The sequence below is a fragment of the Geomonas sp. RF6 genome (assembly GCF_021044625.1).
Classification (GTDB): Bacteria; Desulfobacterota; Desulfuromonadia; order Geobacterales; family Geobacteraceae; genus RF6.
Genome location: NZ_CP087999.1, coordinates 2,723,621 through 2,744,087, shown reverse-complemented (window position 1 = coordinate 2,744,087; position 20,467 = coordinate 2,723,621). Strand labels below are relative to the sequence as shown.

Genomic DNA, 20,467 nt, shown 5'->3' with positions numbered 1-20,467 from the left:
CCGCAGCCGCAGCCGCCTGCTAGGCCGCCTCAACCTCCACATCCTCTTCCTGAACCGCGAAAAGCTCGTCGAAGATCTCCTGCACCGTTTCGATCCGCTCCGCGCGCCAGGCATTGGTGCCGCAAAAGACGAGACCGGTGGCGACGTCGCCGCGCTGGGCGCGGTCGAGCGCTTTGATGATGCAGAAGCGCTCCTTGCTCTCCTTGTAGGAGCACTTCTTCAGGCACCCCATGGAGCAGACCGTCTTTTCACTGCCGTCGAAACGGCTCAGCTCCTGGCGGTTCGACACGATGGCGCGTCCCGGGAGCCCAGCGGGGCTCATGATGAGGCCGATGTCCTCCTTGCGGCACTTGAGGTACGCCTCCTTGAACGCCTCGTCGGCGTCGCACTCTTCCGTCGGCACGAAGCGGCTTGCCATCTGCACGCCGTCGGCACCTTCCTCGAACGCGTGAAGGAGGTCGGCGCGATCCCACACGCCACCCGCCGCTATGACGGGAACGTCGACGCCGAACTCGCTGAGGAAGAATTCTTTCACCCCGCGTACCGTGCCGTAATGGTCGTATTCGCCGGTACCGATATTTTCCAGCTTCTCCCCGAGGTGGCCACCCGCTGTGTCGGGGTCTTCCACGACGACCGCGTCCGGGAGGCGATGGTACGCCTTGTCCCACTTCTTGGCGATCAGCTGCGCGGCGCGAACCGAGGAGACGATCGGCACGAGCGCAACATCGGGAGCGTGCGCCGTAAGTCCCGGGAGGGTCAGCGGAAGTCCCGCACCGCAGACGATGACCTTCGCCCCGCCGTCGACAGCAGCCTGCACCAGCTCCTCGAAATCGGCGAGCGCGACCATTATGTTTACCCCGATGACGCCGTCCGGCGCTATCTGGTATGCCTTCGCAAGTTCCACCTTCAGAGCGAGGTGGTTCGTCTGCAGGTAGTTCTGCCCGCGGTACTCGTCGCTGTTGACGCCGATACCCGGCGATGCGACGAGTCCGATGCCGCCGCATTTTGCCACGTGTCCGGCAAGCCTCCCCGCGGAGATCCGGACCCCCATCCCTCCCTGAACGAGCGGATAACGTGCTTCATACTTTCCAACGCGCAGCGGCTTAAACATATGCTTCCTCCCTCGACTGTAGCGGCCACGCATAACATACCAAAGAAGTGTCAACGGTTTTGTAATAGTAATGTAAAAGCACCAAGGAAAGTTTTTTTTAGCCATCACAGCTCGACGACCACCCTCCTTGTGAGTATCTCCACAGCCGTGCCCCCAACGAGAGAGAGTGAAAAGTCGCCTCATCCCGCACTTCCGGATATGCTTGCAAAAAGCCTTTGTCGATGCTACAGGTGGGCCATGAAATCGTTCAGAAAGCTCTCAAATCCGCTCCTGGCCCTGATCGGCATCCAGCTCCTCTGGGTCGCTGTGGTGGTCTCCTGGGTGTACTGGTTCATCGGCAGGAGCAAGGAGTTTCACGAGCTCGCGCTGCACTACAAGCCGGAGCTCGTAAAGCAGGGGCTGAGCTGGGTGGAGCTGGTAGAGGGGATCCTCATGCTGGTGGCGATCCTCGTCGGCGTCTACGTCATTTTTCTCTACTGGCGGCGTCAGGCGAAGCTCTACCTGCAGCAACGGAGCTACATCTCGCAGCTCACCCACGAGCTCAAGTCCCCCCTCGCTTCGCTGCAACTGCACCTGGAGACGATCAAGCTGAGAACGGTTCCGAAGGAAAAGCTCGATGCCTTCGTCGACACCATGCTCTTCGACACGGAGCGGCTCAACAACCTCACCAGCAACCTCCTCATGGCGACGCGCATCGAGTTCAAGCAGCTCGGCGAGCGCGCCACCACCATCGACTTTTCCGCCTTCGTAAAGGAGTACATGGAGCGAAACCGCAGCGAGCTTCCGGAAGGTGGGAGGATTATCGTCGAGGTCGAGGACGGCATTACAGCCGCCATCGATACCGAGGCGATGGAGATGGCGCTGCGTAACCTCCTGGAAAACGCGCTCCTCTACTCGCCGGTCTCCCCCGAGATCCACGTCACCCTGAAAAAGGGGGGGAGGCAGTGCCTCCTCGACTTCAGCGACAACGGCATAGGGCTCGATCGTCATGAATTGAAGAAGGTGTTCCAGATGTTCTACCGGGTGCGCACCCCCGGCGAGAGCATCAGGGGTACCGGGCTGGGGCTGTACATCGTCAGGTCGGTAATTAGCGCCCACGGCGGTAAAATTTCGGTGGCAAGCGAAGGACCGGGGAAGGGGTGCACCTTCCATATCAGGCTTCCACTTGCCACAGGAGCCGCCAAGAAAGGTTGACGAGCAATGAACGGTGGGAAATCGCACATACTCCTGGTGGAGGACGAACTGCACCTGGCGCGCGGCATCAGCTTCAACCTGGAGCAGGAAGGGTACCTCGTGAGCCATGTGGAGAGCGGCGAGGAGGCGCTCGAGAAGGTGCAGGTGGAACGCTTCGAGCTCATCATCCTCGATCTCATGCTCCCGGGGATGGACGGGTACCGCGTCTGTCGCGAGATACGCCGGCTGGACGCCCGGGTGCCGATACTGATGGTGACGGCGCGCTCCGAGGAGCGGGACAGGATAGCGGGGCTCGCGGAAGGAGCGGACGACTACCTGGTAAAACCGTTCAACCTGAAGGAATTTTTGCTGCGCGTCTCGGGGATGCTGCGGAGGTCGTCGTGGTACCGGCCGGAGCCGGTCGAGGAAGGGTACCGTTTCGGGGCGAACGAAGTCTTTCTCCTCTCATACCGGGCGAAGACGCCGCAGGGGGAGATCGACCTCACCGACCTGGAGGTGCGCATGCTTACCCTCTTCTTTCACAGGGAAGGGGAGGCGATCCCGCGCAGCGAGATCCTGGAGAGCGTGTGGGGGTATGCGACAGACACCGAGACCCGCACTCTCGACAACTTCATCGTGCGCCTGCGCAAGTACTTTGAGCCGGAGCCGGCGAAGCCGATCTACTTCCAGACGGTGCGCGGCGTCGGGTACCGCTTCAGCCGGAAGTAGCTTCTACTGCGCGAAGAACATAAAAAGAGGCCGGCGGGAATGACTCCCACCGGCCTCTTTTCATTTACAGCACTGCAGATCGCTTAGATCCCGGCCTTTTCCCTGATGAGGGCGACCTTGTCGGTGCGCTCCCAGGTGAATTCCGGCAGCTCGCGGCCGAAGTGGCCGTAGGCAGCGGTCTTCTTGTAGATCGGGCGCAGCAGGTCGAGCTGCTCGATGATGCCGCGCGGGCGAAGGTCGAATACTTCGCGCACGATTTCGGCGATGCGGGCAGAGGGGAGCTTGCCGGTGCCGGAAGTGTCAACCATGACCGATACCGGCTCGGCGACGCCGATTGCGTAGGCAACCTGCACTTCGCACTTCTCGCACAGCCCTGCAGCGACCAGGTTTTTCGCCACGTAGCGCCCCATGTAAGCCGCGGAGCGGTCCACCTTGCTGGGGTCCTTTCCGGAGAAAGCGCCGCCGCCGTGGGCGCCGTGCCCGCCGTAGCTGTCCACGATGATCTTGCGGCCGGTGAGACCGCAGTCGCCCATCGGGCCGCCGATGACGAAGCGCCCGGTCGGGTTGATGAGGAAGCGGGTCTTGTCGGTGAGAAGTTCCGCCGGAATGATCTTTTTGACGACTTCCTCGATGATCCCTTCCTTGATCATCTCGTGGGAGACCTCGGGGGTGTGCTGCGAGGAGATGACGACGGTATCGACAGCCACCGGCTTGTCGTCGATGTACTGGATGGAGACCTGCGACTTGGAGTCCGGACGCAGGAAGTTCAGCACGCCGTTTTTGCGCACGTCGGAGAGCTTCTGCACCAGCTTGTGGGCAAGCAGGATGGACATCGGCATGAGCTCGGGAGTTTCGGTGCAGGCATAGCCGAACATGAGCCCCTGGTCGCCGGCGCCCTGCTCCTTGTAGAGGCCTTCCCCTTCGGTCACGCCCTGGGCGATGTCCGGGGACTGCTTGTCGATGGAAGTGAGGATAGCGCAGGTTTCCCAGTCAAAGCCCATGGCGGAGTCGTTGTAGCCGATTTCCTGGATCGTTTCGCGAACGATCTTCGGGTAGTCCACGATGGCGTTGGTGGTAATCTCACCGGCAATGACAGCCATCCCTGTGGTCACCAGCGTTTCGCAAGCGACGCGGGCCTTGGGATCCTGGGTGAGAATGGCGTCCAGGATGGCATCGGAAACCTGATCTGCGACCTTGTCGGGATGCCCCTCCGAAACGGATTCGGAAGTAAAGATATAGTCCTTCATCTCCATGAAGAAACCCCCTCTGCGGTATTGATATAAACGGGCAAAACCAAAGGCAGGATTGTATAGGCGCGGAACCGTTTTTGTCAACACATTCTCGGCGGATTGTCAACACCCAGTTGCTAATCATGGACCGCGGATGCCGCTGTGCGACCCCTTCGGCAGAAGCTTTTGGTTTGGCACCGTACCGACCGCATTGCGGATCCAAGACGCAAAAAGAGCCCCAACCGCGACAGCCGGGGCTCCTACTCGTGCGGTCAATTGAACGGCAGCGGCTATTCCTCGACCTTGACGGACTTGATGAATACCGGCTCCACCGGAACATCGGAGTGCCCGCCCTTGTTCCCTGTCTTAACGGTGCGGATGGCATCAACCACATCCATCCCTTCCACCACCTGCCCGAAAACGGCATAGCCGTAGCGGTCCGGCGACTTCCCGGAGTGGTCGAGGAACGCGTTGTCCACCAGGTTGATGAAGAACTGGGAAGTAGCGCTATCGACGACGGCGGTCCTTGCCATGGCGAGGGTGCCGCGCTTGTTGCTCAGGCCGTTCGTTGCCTCGTTCTTGATGGCGAACTTCGTCTTTTTCTGCTGCATGTTTTCATCCATACCGCCGCCCTGGACCATGAATCCGTTGATGACGCGGTGAAAGATGGTCCCGTCGTAGTACTGGTCCTTGACGTAGGAAAGGAAGTTACGCACCGAGATCGGCGCCTTGTCCTTGAAAAGCTCGATCTTCACGTTTCCCATCGAAGTTTCCATCAGAACAACGGGGTTTTTTTCTTCGGACATGTCTATCGCGCTCCTTTGGGTTAGATTTATCTCCACTATCTATCACACATGGAGTGGTTGGTGAACAGTTTTTACTGTCAGCGTTGCAAATGGTTGACCCGCCGGTATATTAAAACTGGCAAAACGGCAGGGGGCGCGCCTTTACCCCCGGTTATGGTAATAGGATCAGCAAGGAGACGCATCATGAAACTCGCAACGATGATACTTTTGGCCGCGCTGGCACTTCCTCTCCAGGGGCATGCCGAAGACCGCTATCAGGCGAAGGTGGGGCAACCGGCACCGGAGTTCTCCCTCGACGCACTGGTCGGCATGCAGAAGGGGAAGGAATTCAAAAGGATCTCCCTCTCCGACTACAAGGGGAAGTGGCTCGTCCTCTTTTTCTACCCCGCCGACTTCACCTTCGTCTGCCCGACGGAGATAAAAGGGTTCAGCGAGGCACTGGAATCTTTCCGCAAGATGAATGCGGAAGTCGTCGGTGCATCGACCGACAGCAAGTACTCCCATCTCGCCTGGGTACAGCGCGGGGACCTGGGGAAACTCGGCTTTCCGCTTCTCTCGGACATAAACAAGGAGGTCGCCCGCGACTACGGTTGTCTGGACGAAAAGGAGGGGATGGCCCTGCGTGCGCTCTACATCATCGACCCGCAGGGGGTGCTGCAGTACCAGGTCGTGCACAACATGGACGTCGGACGCAGCGTGGAAGAGACACTGCGCGTCCTCGAGGCGCTGCAGACGGGAGGGCTATGCCCGCTGGGGTGGAAGCACGGGGAGAAGACGCTTACGAGATAGGATTGTTGCGGGGGGACACTTGCTCAGGAGTTCGGGGCCACCTCCATCACCGTTCGTATATGTCGCGCCGGTTACCAACCCTGAGCACCAGTATAAGCAGCTGTGAATCTTCTATCTTGGCGATTATGCGATAGTCTCCGATCCTGTATTTCCAGAACTCTCCTAGGTGCGGCCCTTTGAGGGCTGCACCCATAGCACGCGGATCGTCGAGCTTCGAAACACGTTCCGAAAGGAAATTGAGGATGCGGCGGGCGATAGGACGATCCAACCTGTCCAGTTCCCTCTTTGCAGCAGGTGAGAACTCAATCTTCCAGCTCATATTCCCGCATCACTTCCTCCAGCGGAATAGTCTTTGCCTTCCCGGCACGAATTTCCGCTAGCTCTTTTTCAGCGAGATATGCATCTTCGAGATCATCCAGATATTCGATGATCGCTTCCCGTGCATAGAAACTTTTCGGCCGTCCCGTCGCCTTCGCCAGCCGATCAAGTCTCATTTGTATGTCTTCCGGCAAGTCTATGGCCAGCATGACAAGCCTCCTTTCCTATAGGTGTATAGCAAAGCCGGGCCAAAGCCAAGGCTCGATTACGGCCACGTTCCCTCGTCCTACCCCAGCATCGCCTTCATCTTCGCGAAAAAGTCCTCCGCCGTCTTCACCTCTTCCTCCGCAGAGCCCGCCGCCACTCCGCTCTGGATCACGTTGAGCACCGGCTGCGGCATCTCGTCCAGAAAGCGTGACGGGATGCGCTCCTGCAGCTTGCCGTACTTTTTACGGTACAGCGCGCGGGTCATCACCAGCTGCTGGCGGGCACGGGTGATCCCCACGTAGCAAAGACGCCTCTCCTCGTCGACGGTGAAGTCCTCGTAGATCGCCCTCTTGTGCGGCAGGATCTCCTCCTCGAGCCCCACGAGGAATACGAAGGGGAATTCCAGCCCCTTGCTGGAGTGCAGCGACATCAGCGTCACCGCGTCCCGGCCGTGATCCTTCTTGTCCTTCCCGGAGAAGCGGTCCTCGTCCATGAGTGACACCTTCTCCAGAAAGCCGGCGAGCGTCGGCTTCGGGATCCGCTCCTCGTAGGCGGCCATGGAGTTGATGATCTGCTCCACGTTTTCCACCTTTCTCTTCGCGGTGGGGGCGTCATCGATGGTGCGGTAGATCTCCTCCTCGATCTTCAGCTTCTGCAGAAGGGCCTTCCCCTTCTCGGCCAGCCCCCCTTCCCGCTCGAAATCGCGCGCCGCGTCCAGAAGGGTGCGATGAAAGGCTAGCACCTTCTCCTTCGTGGCGTCCCCGATCCCCTCGATCTCCTCCACCCTGCCGAACGCCTCGAAAAGGGGGCACTCCTGCTCGATCGACCACTGGTTGATACGGATCACGGTGCCGTCGCCGATGCCGCGTTTCGGGAAGTTGACGATGCGCAGGAGCGCGACCTCGTCGAGCGGGTTGGCGATCACCTTCAGGTAGGAAAGGGAGTCCTTAACCTCCTTCCGCTCGTAAAACTGCGTGCCGCCGATCAGGACGTACGGGATGTCCTCGAAGCGCAGCTGCTCTTCGAAAGCCCTGCTCTGGGCGTTGGTGCGGTACAGGATGGCGAACTCGCTGTAGGGGGTGTTGTTCTTGAAGCGCTCCAGCTGGATCCGCTCCACGACCGAGGTCGCCTCCTCCTCGTCATCCTGCACGATACACAGGTCGATGAGTTTTCCGGTCCCCGTCGCCGTCCAGAGCCTCTTCGCCTTCCGGATCTTGTTGTTGCCGATGACGCTGTTGGCGGCTTCCAGAATGTTGCCGGTGGAGCGGTAGTTCTGCTCCAGCTTGATGGTGCGGCACCCGTTGAAGTCCTTCTCGAAATCGAGGATGTTCCCGACGTCCGCGCCGCGCCAGCCGTAGATGGACTGGTCGTCGTCCCCCACGACGCAGAGGTTTCTGCTCCCGGCCGCCAGAAGGTTGATGAGCAGGTACTGCGAGGAGTTCGTGTCCTGGTACTCGTCCACCATGAGGTGGCTGAAACGCTCCTGCCAGTACTTCAGCACCGGCGGATGGTGCTGCAAAAGCTCCGCTGTGAGCATGATGATGTCGTCGAAGTCGATGGCGTTGAATGCCTTCAGGGCGGACTGGTAACGGGGATAGACGAGCGCGGCCATGCGGTCGATATCGTCCCCCGGCATCGGAGTGTACCCCTCGGGCGGGATCAGCTTGTTCTTCGCGCCGGAGATGCGCCAGATCAGCGCCTCCGCGTCGTACTTCTTCCCCTCCGTGTTGAGCTCGCGCACGATCTGGCGCACGAGCCCGACCTGGTCCGCCGTGGAGTAGATGGAGAAGTTCCGCTTGTAGCCGAGCCGCTCGATGTCCCTTTTGAGCACCCTGACGCCGAGAGAGTGGAAGGTGGAGATGACGATACCCTTCGACGCCTTTCTCCCCACCAGATGCTCCACGCGCTCCTTCATCTCCTTTGCGGCCTTGTTGGTGAAGGTCACGGCGAGGATGCGGTCGGGGGGGACGTGCTTGTCGAGGATGAGGTGCGCGATCCGGTAGGTGATGACGCCGGTCTTCCCGGAGCCGGCACCGGCGAGAACGAGGAGCGCCCCCTCGGTATGCTGCACCGCGGCAAGCTGCTCTGGGTTCAGTCTGGACAGGTCAAGCATATGAAAAACCTCTGAATCAGAAGAAGAAGCCCGGAAAAAGGCTCACCATTGTTACCAGAATGGGAAGTTCAATGCAAGGTCCCACGACACCGGCTCACTCTGTCGAAGGAGTGGAACGTGGCGAAAATCAGCTGCTCGATGCTGTTAAGAGGCTTTCGGTGACGAATCGGGAAAGGCTCATCCGAGAGCTTGGAGTAAGCCTGTATCGCTTGCGCGACCGGGCCCTGTGTTCCTTTAGCAGAGCAGGATCTCAGGCGTCCCCTCCCTTTCAAGGGGAGGGACAGGGTGGGGATGGGGCAGAGGTTGGCCGCGCCGATCGCAGGAACCGGTGCGCTACAAAAATAATGTTTTTCCATTAAGCTTATGGTAGTTTGTCCCCGCCCGAGAACCACCCGCTCAACATCCAGAGTAGCCACCGCGGAGAGTGCATGCCTCTTGTAACCGTCACCTGTCCATCCTGCGACTTTTCCCGAGCATACGCCCCTTCGCGCATCCCGGCGGGGACGACCACCGCCACCTGTCCAAAATGCGGCAGCAGATTTCCGCTCGATCCGCCTGAAGCCCCCGTCTCGCCGAAAGAACCCGCTCTGCCGATACGCGAGGCGCTGGCAGTCGCTGACCACTCCCCCCCGGTTACGCCTATCCCCCCCGTCCCGCCCAGGCGACCGGTGCGCCGCGCCATCAAATTCAGCTTCACCGGAACCGCCGGGAACTACTTCGGGATATGGATCGTCAACACCATGCTGAAGATCGTCACCTTCGGCATTTACTCCGCCTGGGCGAAGGTGCGCCAGCGCAGGTACTTTTACGGCAACACGAGCCTCGACGACGTCCCGTTCGAGTACCTCGCGGACCCCTTCATCATTTTCAAGGGATGGCTTGTCGCGGCGATCTTCTTCATCCTTTACTCGGTAGGCTCCAGGGTGAACCCATCCGTAGCCACGGTCTGCAGCGTCCTCTTCTTCATGGCCATGCCCTGGCTCATCGTGCGCTCCCGCATCTTCAACATGCGCTACTCCGCGCACCGCAACATCCGCTTTACCTTCACCCCCAACTACCGTGAGGCCTACGTCGTCTTCGCGGGGCTGCCGTGTCTCATCCCGGTCACTTTCGGCCTCATCACGCCGTACATGATTTACCGGCAGAAAAAATTCCTGGTGGAAAACAGCGGCTACGGGCGCACACGCTGTACCTTCCATGCCGAGGCAAGGGACTACTACGCCGTCTTCCTGAAGGCACTCGGCTGGCTCATCGCCACCTTCATCGGCTTCGTCTTCCTCGCCATCGTCCTCTCATCCTTTCTGGACGACATCTCTCTCCTTTTCCTGTCGCTTTCTTCCAGCAGCGGCATGAAAGTGAAGGTGATCGCCTGGACCGTGGGGGCGCTGGCAGCATCCTCCTTCTTCTACCTCTTCTTCACCATCTACCTGCGCACCGCTCTTGCCAACCTGACCTGGAATGCCACCCGCATCAAGAACAGCCGCTTTTCCAGCACGCTGGAAATCGCCCCCATGGCCTGGCTCTACCTCTCCAGCGCCGTCGCGGTCGTCTGCTCCTGTGGCCTCCTTATCCCCTGGGCGACAGTGCGCCTCACCCGCTACCGCATGGACCACCTCGCGCTGGAACTGAACGACGACCACGACAGCTTCCTTGGGTGGGGGCACCAGCGGATCGGGTCAACCGGTGAGGAGATCGGCGACATGTTCGGTATCGAGATTGGCCTGTGAGTACGGTCAGGGGGATATACTTCGACGGGAAGAGCGCGGCGCGCCACTCCGTGACGGTCGAGCGGGTGGGAGCGGAGGTGCGCTTTGCTGGCGCCGGAGTGGAAGCGAGTTGTGCCGTCGCGGAGATAAAAGTGGCACCGACAATCCCCGGGGTACGCCGCTCCCTTCTCCTTCCCGGCGGCGCGCTGTGCCAGCTCGCAACAGACGCGGAAGTTGAAAGGGTGCTGGGCGAGAAGAAGGAGGGGCGCTTCTGGTCGGTCCTGGTCCGGTGGGAGCGCAGCATCCCGCTGGCCATCGTCGCCCTCCTTTTGACCTCCCTCATGGTGGCGGGGTTCATCAAGACAGTCATCCCCGCGCTGGTGAAGCAGGTCGCCTGGGCGGTGAAACCGGACGCGGAAGAGGGAGTGGGAAAGGAGGCGCTGGCGCAACTGGATCACATGTATCTCAAGCCGTCGCGGCTCTCCAAGTCCCGCCGGCGCGAGATAACAGGGATTCTCGGCAGAGTCGCCGCGCGTAACGCCGACGGGAGGAAATACAGGCTGGAATTTCGAAACGGGGGAGCAATCGGCGCGAACGCCTTTGCCCTCCCTGGAGGGACGATAGTCATCACCGACGCCATGGTCGCCCTGGCCAGAAGCGACGAGGAGCTGGCCGCCGTCCTCGCGCACGAGTCCGGGCACATCCGCTACCGACATGCTCTCCGGCAGCTATTGCAAAGCTCCGGGGCCGGAGTAGTCATCGCCGCCGTGACGGGCGACATAACCTCCGTCACCTCCCTCGCCGCCACCCTCCCGGCCACCCTCATCAGCGCAGGGTACTCGCGGGAATTCGAGTATGAAGCGGATGACGCGGCGGTCGCCTATCTCAAATCGGAGGGGGTGCGACCGCGGGTTTACGCCGAGATACTCGGCCGCCTCTCCTCCGCCGCCAAGAAGGAAGAAGATCCCCCCATATCCCTGGATATTCTGAACAGCCATCCCAGCACGCCCGACAGGATCACGCGAGTACTGAGCGCCGAAAATCCGGCGGAGAGGGCGAAATAGCCGGTCGGAAAGGAAGGTTTTGGTGCCCCAAAGGCGTAGGCGAGGCTATTGCGTCAATCCATCCGGGAATTCCGGGGGAGCGTGGCTACATTGCCACGAATCACTGCAGAAGGCCCAACGTTCCCCCCTTTGCGAAGGGGGGGGCAGGGGGGATTTAATCTTCAAGTCTCCTCAGTTCCGCAGTGCTGCGGCAGTTTTAAGATCAACGACATAAGCCCCCAGTTGTTTTGCAAATGAATCAAAGGTATGGCTTGAGACCACAGCAATTCCGCACTTTGCAGGACGGTCCTGGCCAAGTCAAATCCCCCCTGTCCCCCCTTCGTAAAGGGTCTTCCGGGATTTCTGGGGAACGCGCTACAAAGAATCCGGGTGCCCCCACGCTGGAGCGTAGGCATCTTGCCTGCGATGGCGGCGCAGCCGCCACAGACCGCGCGGCTGGCGCCGCGGTACAGGCTGGGAAGCCTGTGCTCCAGCGCGGCGCCACTAGTGTCCCCTCACGTCAACGGAAGCGACCGGGCTGAATTCCCGGAATTCCCGGATGAACCTTTGCAAAGGGGGGGACGCGAGGCCTCGTGCAGTGCTTCGTGGCAAGCGTACATCCACCGTCCCAGGATTTCCCGGAATGCCCCTCTTTATTGCCCCCCCACCTGCTCCAGCACGAACCCGCTCCCGGTACTGATAACGCTGCCACCACCGCCAGAGGTGGGCGGGCCGAATACCGGAAGTCCCACCGCGAGCCTCAGCAGGATGACGACATCGCTGATGTCCACCTTCCCGTCGGGGGAAGAGACCCCCGCAACAACAGGGGCGATATCGAAGACCTCCATCAGATCTGGTGTGGCATCCAGCGAGCCGACGGTAATCCGCAACGCCTTCATAACATCGGTGATGGTCGGCACCCCCTGCAGCGGCCACCCCGGGCACGCCTCTATCGGCACTGCGACCGCGCCGCTTACCACGACGGAAGATGCATCCCCGCTCCCCGCCGCATACCAGAGCCGGCCGTCGGCTGAGAAGAAGACGCTGTAGGTGCCGTCAGGGATGCCGGTGAAGCGGAATGCGCCCGCTGTAGCTGACGTTTGCGCCACGATTGCCCCGGAAAAGCGGTCGCGCAACTGCACGTTTCCGGACCAGCCGGAGCAGACCGTACCGGAGACGATACCACCGGCGCTCTCGAGGGTGATCTCTATGCCGCCGCTCACGCTCCCCGCACGGACCTCTATCTCCTGGGCCCCTTCAAAGCCGCCGCTGTTGGGGTACCACTGGCGAACAAAATCGCTGCCCCCCGTATCCACAAAGAGCTTGTACCTGCCGGAGGGTAGCCCCCCTATGCTGAAGGCATCGGCATAATCGAGCCCCACTCCGACCGTGGTCACCGTCTCCCCCGTCTGCGCGTCATACACAACAATGGCAATGGAGGACGCCGCAAAGCAGCTGTTCACGACGACGCGGCCGAAGATGGCGCCTCCCCTGCTCAAAGGGGTGTCGGCAAGCTTGATGACTTCCGGCGCCTCTACCGCTACCTGCACCGCCGTCGTCTCCGCACCGTACCAGCGCCCCAGGTACCCGCCGTCGGAATCTCTCCTGGCTGGGAACTCGATACTGTAGGTGCCGCTCGGCACCCAGATCGTATATATCCCGGACTGATCAGAGTATGCGCCGGCAACCCGGGCACCGGTGACGGGATCGTGTGCGACTGCGGCAACATCTGCGACTGGCTCTCCAGTAAGAGGATCGATCACCCGACCGGTCAGGGCGCCGGCCCTGTGAAGCGCGGAATCTACGCCGGTGACACTCTCCGCTGCCGCGACGGTGACAGGGTCGGCGTATGAGGAACGAAGATATCCCGCGGCCGCGCCGCCCGCGCCGAAGTAGATCCGGTACTCACCAGCCGGCAGCCCGCTGAGGGTGTAACTTCCGGAGGAACTGCTGAAGGTCGTGCTTGCCCCGGCGCCGTATGTGCTGCCGACTGCCATGACCATGATTCCGGGGAGTGGTGAACCGGTGACCGCGTCACGCAGCGTGCCGCTGATCCTCGCACCCGGAGCGAGAGCCACATCGATTCCGCTCACTATCTCAGTCCCCGTAATTGTGGCGATGGCGCTGGTACCCCGGATGTACCCGTCAGCGCTGAAGGAGACTGTGTACATCCCGGGGAGAAGTCCGGAGAGTGTGTAGGAGCCGGTTTCATCGATGTAATTCGAACCGATGGTGGTGCCGTACCCCGCCCCTCCAGCCGTCCAGGAAATATTAACCTGGCGGATACCGAGTCCTGTGACAGCGTCGGTGACCCGGCCGGTGATGCTCCCCCCCCGGATCAAAGGGATGTCGATGCCACCTGTCTCTGCAGGTGCGGTTACCGACACTGTATCAGCGCATGGCGAACCGTACCACCTGCCGAGGTACGCGGAGCCGAAGAAGGGGTCGACCTTCACCCGGTACGAGCCGCTGCGCAGCTGCGTGATGGTGTACCTGCCATTCTCGTCGGTATAGGCGGCACCTTCCCAGGAGCCGGTTGATCGGTCGATGGCGTAGACCTGGACGCCGCTGACGCCTGCTCCGGTACTACCATCCGAAACGGTGCCGGATATCCTCCCCCCCCTGCTGAGGTAGGCATCCACACCCGCGGTCTCGCTCCCCGCTGTTACCGCCACTGTCGCGGCCGCGCCCTCGGTCTCCTCATCCCCAAACCACCGGGAGATGTACCCGGAGGCGTTGAAGTCCACCTTGTAGTTCCCGCTCGGTACGGAAATAATGGTGTAGGCACCCTGGCTGTCGGTGTAGCCTGAAACGACATAGCTGCTGCCGACGCCAATTGCAGTTATCGCCGCACCTGCGAGAGGTTCATTCGTCTCGCGGTCGAAGACCCGGCCGCTGATTACTCCCCCCTGCTCCAGGGCAAAGTCCATCCCGGTGGTCGCATTCGGCGCCACGACCGCCACGCTCCTGGGCGTAGAGGTTCCAGCTTCCGTGTACCACTGGTCGTAGTACCCCTGCCCATTCATGTAGGTCTGTAGCCGGTATGAGCCGCTCGGGAGACTGTCGATGGAGTAGCGGCCGCTGTCGTCTGTGCATGCGGCGCTCGTCCACAACAGCTCCGCCCCCCTGTAGGCGCCGACGCAGATCGACTGGAGTGGTATTCCCGTCTTCTTGTCAACGATCGTTCCGCTTATGGAGCCCCCCGTGGTGAGTGCTCCGTCGACACCGGCGGTTGTTCCCGGCGCGGCTACTGCGATCGAGGTGCCGGTCCCCTGCTCGTCGGTCCCCCCTGCCCACTGCTCGACGTATCCCGGTGCTGAGAACCTGATCAGGTAGGTTCCGGAGGGGAGCCCGGAGAGGCTGTAAGCTCCGGAGCTGTCGGTGTAAGAGCCGGAAAAATACCCGTGCATGGCGATATCGAAAGCGGAGACGTAGGCATTGGCGATGCCGGCGCCGGAGACCTTGTCCCTGACGGTGCCGGTGATGGTCCCCCCCTGCTTGAGGACATAGTCGGTGCCCGACAACGTCTCCGGTGCAGTGACCGACAGTACGGTCGCGCCGCTCGGCGTGGAGCTTGCGGCGTACCAGCCGGTGCCGTATCCGTAAGAGGTAAAGGAGATCTTGTAGTTCCCCGACGGCAGCCCCGCGAGAGTGTACTGCCCGGAACTGTCGGTGTTCGTCGTGGTGAGCTGCCCGCCGGTGATGGCGTCGATGGCGGAAACGTGGACATCGGGCATGGCGGCACCGGTGCTGCTAGTCACCGTGCCGGTTATCGCCCCCCCTCTCTTGAGCCTGCAGTCGATTCCCCCTGCGACAAGCGGAGCAGTCACGGAAACAGTGGCTGTATCACCCTTCAGGTAGGGGGAGTTGTAAGGTGGCTGGAACTGCACGGTGTATTTCCCGGCGGGTAGCCCCGAAATGAGGTATGCACCTGTACTGTCCGTGAAGACGGAGTAGTAATCCAGTATGGTCACGTTGACACCCTCTACCCCCGCGCCGGAGACGGCGTCGGTAACGGTGCCGGCGATGCTCCCTCCCTTTGTCAGTGCCGCGTCAATACCGCTCTTCGTCCCCGGAGCGGCGACCACAACGGTACGTGCACCGGAGGCGCTGAGACTCCCTCCGTACCACATGGTGGCATAGCCGTTGCCGTAGAAACTGAACTTGTAGATCCCGGCGGGCAATCCGCTGATGAGGAATTCTCCCGTGCTGCTTGTCTCGGCGGAGCCGCGGTACATGCCGGTCGCGGCGTCATAGGCGTTAACGCGGACAAGGGGGGTCCCTGCGCCCGTGACGCTGTCTGTTGCCCGCCCGGAGACGGTGGCGGTGAAGTTGTAGCTCGCCGTCGTGATCGATTCAGCGTACCCGAAGGCGTCGTGCGAGTAGTAGCGCAGCGCGGTGGGGGAGTTGACGGCGATCGGTCCTTCGTATCGTGTGTTCGGCACACAGTCGGGACCGAGACAGTACAAGGTCTCCACGCACCCGCTGCCGGTGCCGTCGTCACAGGAAAGGGTCACCGTCTGGCGCTCGTTGAAGGTGCCGCTCCCGGGGATCGCCGTGGTGACGGGGGGGGCATTGTCGATGGTCCAGTGGGCTACCGTGGCGGACTCTACCCGTTGCCTGCCGGTGCGGAAGGCGCCTGCGACGGCGACGGTATGGCTGCCGGGAGAAAGGTTCCCCAGGTTCAGCTGAGGGACGTCAGCCGGGAGGTCCTCGGAGAAGGTACCGTCGTCGACAGCGAAGCGGTAGGAGAGCAGATCGTCGCCGACGACGGTGATGCTGAACGTCTCGGAATCCCGTGAGACGGGGGACGGTATCCCGACCAGTTCCACCCGTGGCTCCGAGGGATCGAATTCGAAGGCACCGGCATCGACCGCTGCCGGGCCGCCGGCGATACCCGCCACGAACCGTGGAGATCCGGTGATGTCGGTGGAGGGGATGCCGGCAATCGTGCTGTCGCCGGCATCGATGGCGGGGGAGCCGGACATAAGGCCGAAATAGCCATACGCGGAAGCGCTCAGGCGAGGATCCGCCGCCACATTCCCCGCCAGGTCATATCCGACGTAGCTGCCGCCAAAGATGGTGTTTGAGGAGGAAAAGAGGACATTTCGCCTCAGTGGGCGGTTTGCCGACGCATCCATCTCGCTGTAGATGACGGTCTGCCCGTTCCCGCCGGTGATTATGTTGTTGGCGATCTCGCCGCTTCCGGGGTTCCTGCCGAAGGAGATCCCTGCGCCGATGTGAGCGTAGTTATCCGTGATAGTGTTGTGCAGCAGGGTCCCGCCGAGGTCGATCAGTACGCCGCCCCCCCTTTCGCTGCTATTTCCGAAGATCACGTTCTGCACCAGGCGGGATTCTTCGGAGGTGATCAGGTAGGCACCGCCGCCCCCCCACCCCGCGCGGTTGTTGCGGATGATGTTGCCGCGGACGGTGTGTTTACCCTCCGGGCGGGCAAGTGAGATCCCCCCTCCGCGCGATTCGGGCATGAGGTTACTGACTATGAGGTTATCCACCACCTCGCCGCTGCCGCCAAGGAGTGCAATGCCACCACCGCCGTTTCCCCCGCTGCACCCTTCCTGCCTGTTGCCTGAGATGGTGTTGTTGCGGATTATCGGGCTCCCCGAGGCGAAGATCCCCGCGCCGTCGCATGCGGAGTTCCCGGTGATGATGTTGTTGGAGATGATCGGCGAGGCATTTTCTATATAGATCCCTCCGCCGCTCAGCAGCCCCGACTGCGGGCCGCCATTTTGAATGGTGAACCCGGTGAGGACCGAGGTATTCCACTCGCCGGAAGAAAGGGTCACGACGGAGCCTTTGTGGGAGCCGTTTATGAAGGTGGTCCGGGGCCCCTCGCTGCTCTTCAAGGTTATTGCCTTACCCTTGAAGTTGATGCGCTCGCGGTAGAGACCAGGCGCCACGACAATGGTGTCGCCATTGCCAGCGGCGTCGATCGCACCCTGTATCGTGGGGAAGTCCGCAGGAACGGCGCGCGTCACTCCCGCACCGGCGGCGCCTGCGCTTCCAGCCGCGGGAAAGGCAGCTGACAGTACCACGGCAGCCGCCATGAGGATCGGTCTTAAGGAGATAAGTGGGAAGAGCCGCCCCCTCGGGGTGTGGTTCCGATGCATCTGTCCTCCTGGGTCTGCATTGCATTAAAGATGTGGTCATGCCACACATGAGGCGATATCCATTATCACAACGATAGCTAATAAACAATGTATAAAACTGAGACAACAGCCCGAGGGGGGCGGATGGTGAAGAACCGATTTTGTTGACGCATGCATCTTCTCGGTACATATTAAGACATATCATAGATGCATACGGAGGAGCCGATGAGGACCACCATGAACATCGATGACGCACTTCTCGACACCGCATCGAGACTAACGGGGGTAACGGAGAAAACAGCGCTGGTGAAGCTGGGGCTGCAGGCGCTCATAGCGAGGGAGAGCGCCCGAAGGCTCGCTGAGCTGGGGGGTAGCGAGAAAGAGCTTGAAGATATCCCACGCAGGAAGTCTCGATGAACATGGTGCTCGTCGACACATCAGTGTGGATTGATCACCTGCGATCCTCCAATGCCGGTCTGGTGGCACTTCTGGAAGAGGGAACGGTACTCTGCCACCCCTTCGTCGTCGGGGAAGTAGCCTGCGGCAACTTGCGCCAGAGGGAAACGGTTCTCGCACTCCTCAATGCACTGCCGGTCGCTGCCGAGGCGCAACATCACGAGGTCCTTCTGTTTCTGGAGCGCCACCAGCTCTTTGGAAAGGGAGTGGGCCTCATTGACATTCATCTCCTGGCCTCAGCCGCCCTCAGCGGCGCACGGATATGGACTCTGGACCAGAGAGTTGCAGAAGCCGCGGAAACGCTGGGACTTTCATGTAGGCCGGAATAAGCGGAGCGTTTCCGGCAGATGCCTCACCCAAGATTTCACCCTTACGGACTATAGAAAGAGGACAGACAACCAGAATGACCGACACATCTCCCGCAGAACGAGTCGAACAGCTGACTGCCGAAGTCACCCGCCACAATCGCCTCTACTACGAGCTGGACGCGCCGGAAATCACCGACGCCGAGTACGACGCCCTTTTCCGTGAACTCCTCGACCTGGAGGAGCGTTTCCCCGAGCTTGCCCGCCCCGACTCCCCGACAAAGCGGGTCGGCGGGCGCCCGCTGGACAAATTCTCCCAGGTGCGGCACCGCACCCCCATGCTTTCCCTGGAGAACGCTTTCGAGGAAGGGGACATCGGCGACTTCGATGACAGGATCAAGCGCTTCCTGGGCCTTCCCGCGACCGAAGCGATCCCGTACGTGTGCGAGCCGAAGATGGACGGGGTCGCAGTGGAGCTGATCTTCGAAGGGGGCTTCTTCTCGCTCGGCTCGACCCGCGGGGACGGATTCGTCGGCGAAGATGTGACGGAAAATCTGAAGACGGTGCGCGACATCCCGCTGCGCCTCTCCGGCGAGACCCCGCCGGACCTCCTTACGGTGCGCGGCGAGGTCTACCTCCCCCTGGCTCCCTTCAGGAAATTCAACACGGAGCGGGAAGAGGCAGGAGAGCCCCCCTTTGCCAACCCGCGAAATGCGGCCGCCGGCTCCCTGCGGCAGCTCGACTCCCGCATCACGGCAAAGAGGCCACTGCACATCTTCTGCTACGCACCCGCCGAGGTGGAGGGGATCGAATTCGGCTCGCAGAGCGACTTCCTGACCCGGGTACAGCTCCTCGGCGTGCCGGTCAACCCGCTGGCGCGGAAGGTATCCGGCGTATCGGAGGTAGTGGCCTACTATCAGGAGATGATGGAGCGGCGCGACGATCTCGACTACGAGATCGACGGCGTGGTGGTGAAGGTGGATCCCTTTTCCATGCAGCGCGACCTCGGTGAGAAGAGCCGCTCGCCGCGCTGGGCGATCGCCTGGAAATTCCCCCCGCGCCAGGCAACGACGGTCGTGGAGGACATCGTCCCGCAGGTCGGGCGCACCGGCGTCATCACCCCGGTGGCGCATCTCGCGCCGGTAAACGTCTCCGGCGTCATCGTTTCCCGCGCCACCCTGCACAACTGGGAGGAAATGGAGCGAAAGGACATCCGCAAAGGAGACACGGTGGTGGTGGAGCGCGCCGGCGACGTCATTCCCGCCGTCGTGAAAGTCATCCTGGAAAAGCGGACCGGCGGCGAAACGCCCCTCGCCATCCCGGAGCAGTGTCCGGAGTGCGGCGGAACGGTCGTGCGTGTCCCCGGAGAGGTTGCCGTCCGCTGCGTGGGGCTTTCCTGTCCGGCGCAGATCAGGGAATCCCTCAAGCACTTCGCCTCGCGCCGCGCGATGGACATCGAAGGGCTCGGCGAGAAGTACCTGGAGCAGCTCCTGCGCCTGCAGCTCATCAGGGACGTCTCCGACATCTACTACCTCACCCGCGCAGACTTCATGCAATTTGAGCGGATGGGGGAAAAGCTCTCCGAAAATCTGCTGAACGCCATCGAGAACAGCAAGAAGCGCGACCTGTCCCGCTTCATCTTCGCCCTCGGCATCCGCAACGTCGGCGAGCACACGGCAAAGCTCCTGGCGACCGCCTTCGGCAGCATCGAGCACCTGGAGAACGCAACGACAGACGAGCTCCTTTCAGTGAGGGAAGTCGGGCCGCAGGTCGCCGAAAGCATCAGCGACTTCTTCAAAAGCGAGCAGAACAAGAAGGTCATCGAGAGAATGCTGGCGGCGGGGGTCTCGCCATCGGTGGAGGAAAAGAGGATAGGAGGGCGCTTCACCGGCAAGACCTTCGTCTTCACCGGCGCGCTCACCCGCTTCACGAGGGATGAAGCCAAGAAGATGGTGGAAGGTGAAGGGGGGCACGCGGCAGGGTCGGTTTCCAAAAAGACAGATTTCGTGATCGCCGGCGCCGAGGCGGGAAGCAAGCTGGAAAAAGCGCAGCAGCTCGGGGTGCGGGTCTTGACCGAAGATGAATTTCTGGAGCTGCTGAAGTGATGATAGGGCGTGTTGTACTGTAGGCCGGAATAAGCGCAGCGTTTCCGGCATCGCCGCAGCAACAGGAAGAGAGTCGGTAGTAGTGGGGGAGGGAGTGCTTGGCGGCACCCCTCCCCTTTCGCTATCAGGCTGCCAGCATCGATACTACCTGGCGCTTCACCCTCGTGGTTTTCAGCTCACTGGCCATGTTCTTGCGGATAACCTTCATAACGCTCCTCCTTCTTTACTGGCACATTTTGACATTGCATTGAATTAAAGGCTGCGGCGTAC

Annotated in this window: 15 protein-coding genes; 8 read left to right on the top strand and 7 right to left on the bottom strand. The window is 61.3% G+C overall.

Translation table 11 applies throughout. The annotated features are described in order from the left end of the window. Window positions 1-19 precede the first annotated feature (19 nt). Window positions 20-1,111, bottom strand: a complete 1,092-nt coding sequence (locus LPW11_RS11800) for an NAD(P)H-dependent flavin oxidoreductase (RefSeq protein WP_230994090.1) — start codon at window positions 1,109-1,111, stop codon at window positions 20-22. Between the two features lie 237 nt (window positions 1,112-1,348). Here LPW11_RS11800 and LPW11_RS11795 point away from each other — a divergent pair, with 237 nt between their 5' ends. After that, a complete protein-coding gene (locus LPW11_RS11795; protein WP_230994089.1) occupies window positions 1,349-2,305 on the top strand; it encodes a sensor histidine kinase in 957 nt (318 codons plus the stop codon). 6 nt (window positions 2,306-2,311) lie between these two features. Next, window positions 2,312-3,013 carry a response regulator transcription factor gene (locus tag LPW11_RS11790; RefSeq protein ID WP_230994088.1) on the top strand — a complete coding sequence of 234 codons (702 nt, stop codon included), beginning with the start codon at window positions 2,312-2,314 and terminating at the stop codon, window positions 3,011-3,013. Window positions 3,014-3,096: 83 nt separating this feature from the next. Here the strand turns inward: LPW11_RS11790 and metK are convergent, their stop codons facing one another. Next, window positions 3,097-4,266 carry a methionine adenosyltransferase gene (gene metK, locus LPW11_RS11785; protein WP_230994087.1) on the bottom strand — a complete coding sequence of 390 codons (1,170 nt, stop codon included), beginning with the start codon at window positions 4,264-4,266 and terminating at the stop codon, window positions 3,097-3,099. Window positions 4,267-4,532: 266 nt separating this feature from the next. Next, the gene (locus LPW11_RS11780; RefSeq protein ID WP_230994086.1) at window positions 4,533-5,048 is read right to left on the bottom strand and encodes a peptidylprolyl isomerase; all 516 of its coding nucleotides are present in this window, start codon (window positions 5,046-5,048) and stop codon (window positions 4,533-4,535) included. Window positions 5,049-5,231: 183 nt separating this feature from the next. Between LPW11_RS11780 and LPW11_RS11775 the strand changes: the two genes are divergently transcribed. Further along, window positions 5,232-5,837 (top strand): peroxiredoxin, encoded by a 606-nt coding sequence (locus tag LPW11_RS11775; RefSeq protein ID WP_269145334.1) that lies wholly within the window; start codon window positions 5,232-5,234, stop codon window positions 5,835-5,837. A gap of 46 nt (window positions 5,838-5,883) precedes the next feature. Here LPW11_RS11775 and LPW11_RS11770 read toward each other — a convergent pair whose 3' ends face one another. The 3 genes from LPW11_RS11770 to LPW11_RS11760 all read right to left on the bottom strand — a co-directional run bounded on the left by LPW11_RS11770 (window position 5,884) and on the right by LPW11_RS11760 (window position 8,475). Then, window positions 5,884-6,156, bottom strand: coding sequence for a type II toxin-antitoxin system RelE family toxin (locus tag LPW11_RS11770; protein WP_230994085.1), 273 nt, complete (start codon window positions 6,154-6,156; stop codon window positions 5,884-5,886). Then, entirely contained in the window at window positions 6,140-6,364 is a 225-nt protein-coding gene (gene relB / locus LPW11_RS11765; protein ID WP_230994084.1) for a type II toxin-antitoxin system RelB family antitoxin, read from the bottom strand. Before relB ends, LPW11_RS11770 begins: the two co-directional genes overlap by 17 nt. A gap of 77 nt (window positions 6,365-6,441) precedes the next feature. Beyond that, the gene (locus LPW11_RS11760) at window positions 6,442-8,475 is read right to left on the bottom strand and encodes an ATP-dependent helicase (RefSeq protein WP_230994083.1); all 2,034 of its coding nucleotides are present in this window, start codon (window positions 8,473-8,475) and stop codon (window positions 6,442-6,444) included. Between the two features lie 428 nt (window positions 8,476-8,903). Here LPW11_RS11760 and LPW11_RS11755 point away from each other — a divergent pair, with 428 nt between their 5' ends. Together LPW11_RS11755 and LPW11_RS11750 are read left to right on the top strand one after the other, a co-directional pair. Continuing rightward, on the top strand, window positions 8,904-10,202 hold the full coding sequence (locus LPW11_RS11755; protein ID WP_230994082.1) for a DUF898 family protein: 1,299 nt from the start codon (window positions 8,904-8,906) through the stop codon (window positions 10,200-10,202). Then, window positions 10,199-11,245, top strand: a complete 1,047-nt coding sequence (locus LPW11_RS11750) for a M48 family metallopeptidase (protein WP_230994081.1) — start codon at window positions 10,199-10,201, stop codon at window positions 11,243-11,245. Before LPW11_RS11755 ends, LPW11_RS11750 begins: the two co-directional genes overlap by 4 nt. A 632-nt stretch (window positions 11,246-11,877) precedes the next feature. Here the strand turns inward: LPW11_RS11750 and LPW11_RS11745 are convergent. Then, complete coding sequence (locus LPW11_RS11745) at window positions 11,878-17,352, bottom strand: carboxypeptidase regulatory-like domain-containing protein (protein WP_230994080.1); 5,475 nt, start codon at window positions 17,350-17,352, stop codon at window positions 11,878-11,880. Between the two features lie 204 nt (window positions 17,353-17,556). Between LPW11_RS11745 and LPW11_RS11740 the strand changes: the two genes are divergently transcribed. The 3 genes from LPW11_RS11740 (at window position 17,557) to ligA (ending at window position 20,197) form a co-directional block, all read left to right on the top strand. Continuing rightward, complete coding sequence (locus LPW11_RS11740; protein ID WP_230994079.1) at window positions 17,557-17,748, top strand: type II toxin-antitoxin system VapB family antitoxin; 192 nt, start codon at window positions 17,557-17,559, stop codon at window positions 17,746-17,748. Next, window positions 17,745-18,116, top strand: a complete 372-nt coding sequence (locus LPW11_RS11735; protein WP_331001566.1) for a type II toxin-antitoxin system VapC family toxin — start codon at window positions 17,745-17,747, stop codon at window positions 18,114-18,116. The genes LPW11_RS11740 and LPW11_RS11735 overlap by 4 nt, the downstream gene beginning before the upstream one ends. Before the next feature lie 74 nt (window positions 18,117-18,190). After that, window positions 18,191-20,197, top strand: a complete 2,007-nt coding sequence (gene ligA / locus LPW11_RS11730) for an NAD-dependent DNA ligase LigA (protein WP_230994078.1) — start codon at window positions 18,191-18,193, stop codon at window positions 20,195-20,197. Window positions 20,198-20,467 lie beyond the last annotated feature (270 nt).

What these genes read in the sequence shown, in the direction of transcription:
- ligA (WP_230994078.1), top strand. Translation starts at nt 18,191, where the DNA reads ATGACCGACACATCTCCCGCAGAACGAGTCGAACAGCTGACTGCCGAA.
- metK (WP_230994087.1), bottom strand. Translation starts at nt 4,266, where the DNA reads ATGGAGATGAAGGACTATATCTTTACTTCCGAATCCGTTTCGGAGGGG.
- LPW11_RS11790 (WP_230994088.1), top strand. Translation starts at nt 2,312, where the DNA reads ATGAACGGTGGGAAATCGCACATACTCCTGGTGGAGGACGAACTGCAC.
- LPW11_RS11755 (WP_230994082.1), top strand. Translation starts at nt 8,904, where the DNA reads ATGCCTCTTGTAACCGTCACCTGTCCATCCTGCGACTTTTCCCGAGCA.
- relB (WP_230994084.1), bottom strand. Translation starts at nt 6,364, where the DNA reads ATGCTGGCCATAGACTTGCCGGAAGACATACAAATGAGACTTGATCGG.
- LPW11_RS11795 (WP_230994089.1), top strand. Translation starts at nt 1,349, where the DNA reads ATGAAATCGTTCAGAAAGCTCTCAAATCCGCTCCTGGCCCTGATCGGC.
- LPW11_RS11775 (WP_269145334.1), top strand. Translation starts at nt 5,232, where the DNA reads ATGAAACTCGCAACGATGATACTTTTGGCCGCGCTGGCACTTCCTCTC.
- LPW11_RS11745 (WP_230994080.1), bottom strand. Translation starts at nt 17,352, where the DNA reads ATGCATCGGAACCACACCCCGAGGGGGCGGCTCTTCCCACTTATCTCC.
- LPW11_RS11740 (WP_230994079.1), top strand. Translation starts at nt 17,557, where the DNA reads ATGAGGACCACCATGAACATCGATGACGCACTTCTCGACACCGCATCG.
- LPW11_RS11735 (WP_331001566.1), top strand. Translation starts at nt 17,745, where the DNA reads ATGAACATGGTGCTCGTCGACACATCAGTGTGGATTGATCACCTGCGA.
- LPW11_RS11770 (WP_230994085.1), bottom strand. Translation starts at nt 6,156, where the DNA reads ATGAGCTGGAAGATTGAGTTCTCACCTGCTGCAAAGAGGGAACTGGAC.
- LPW11_RS11780 (WP_230994086.1), bottom strand. Translation starts at nt 5,048, where the DNA reads ATGTCCGAAGAAAAAAACCCCGTTGTTCTGATGGAAACTTCGATGGGA.
- LPW11_RS11760 (WP_230994083.1), bottom strand. Translation starts at nt 8,475, where the DNA reads ATGCTTGACCTGTCCAGACTGAACCCAGAGCAGCTTGCCGCGGTGCAG.
- LPW11_RS11800 (WP_230994090.1), bottom strand. Translation starts at nt 1,111, where the DNA reads ATGTTTAAGCCGCTGCGCGTTGGAAAGTATGAAGCACGTTATCCGCTC.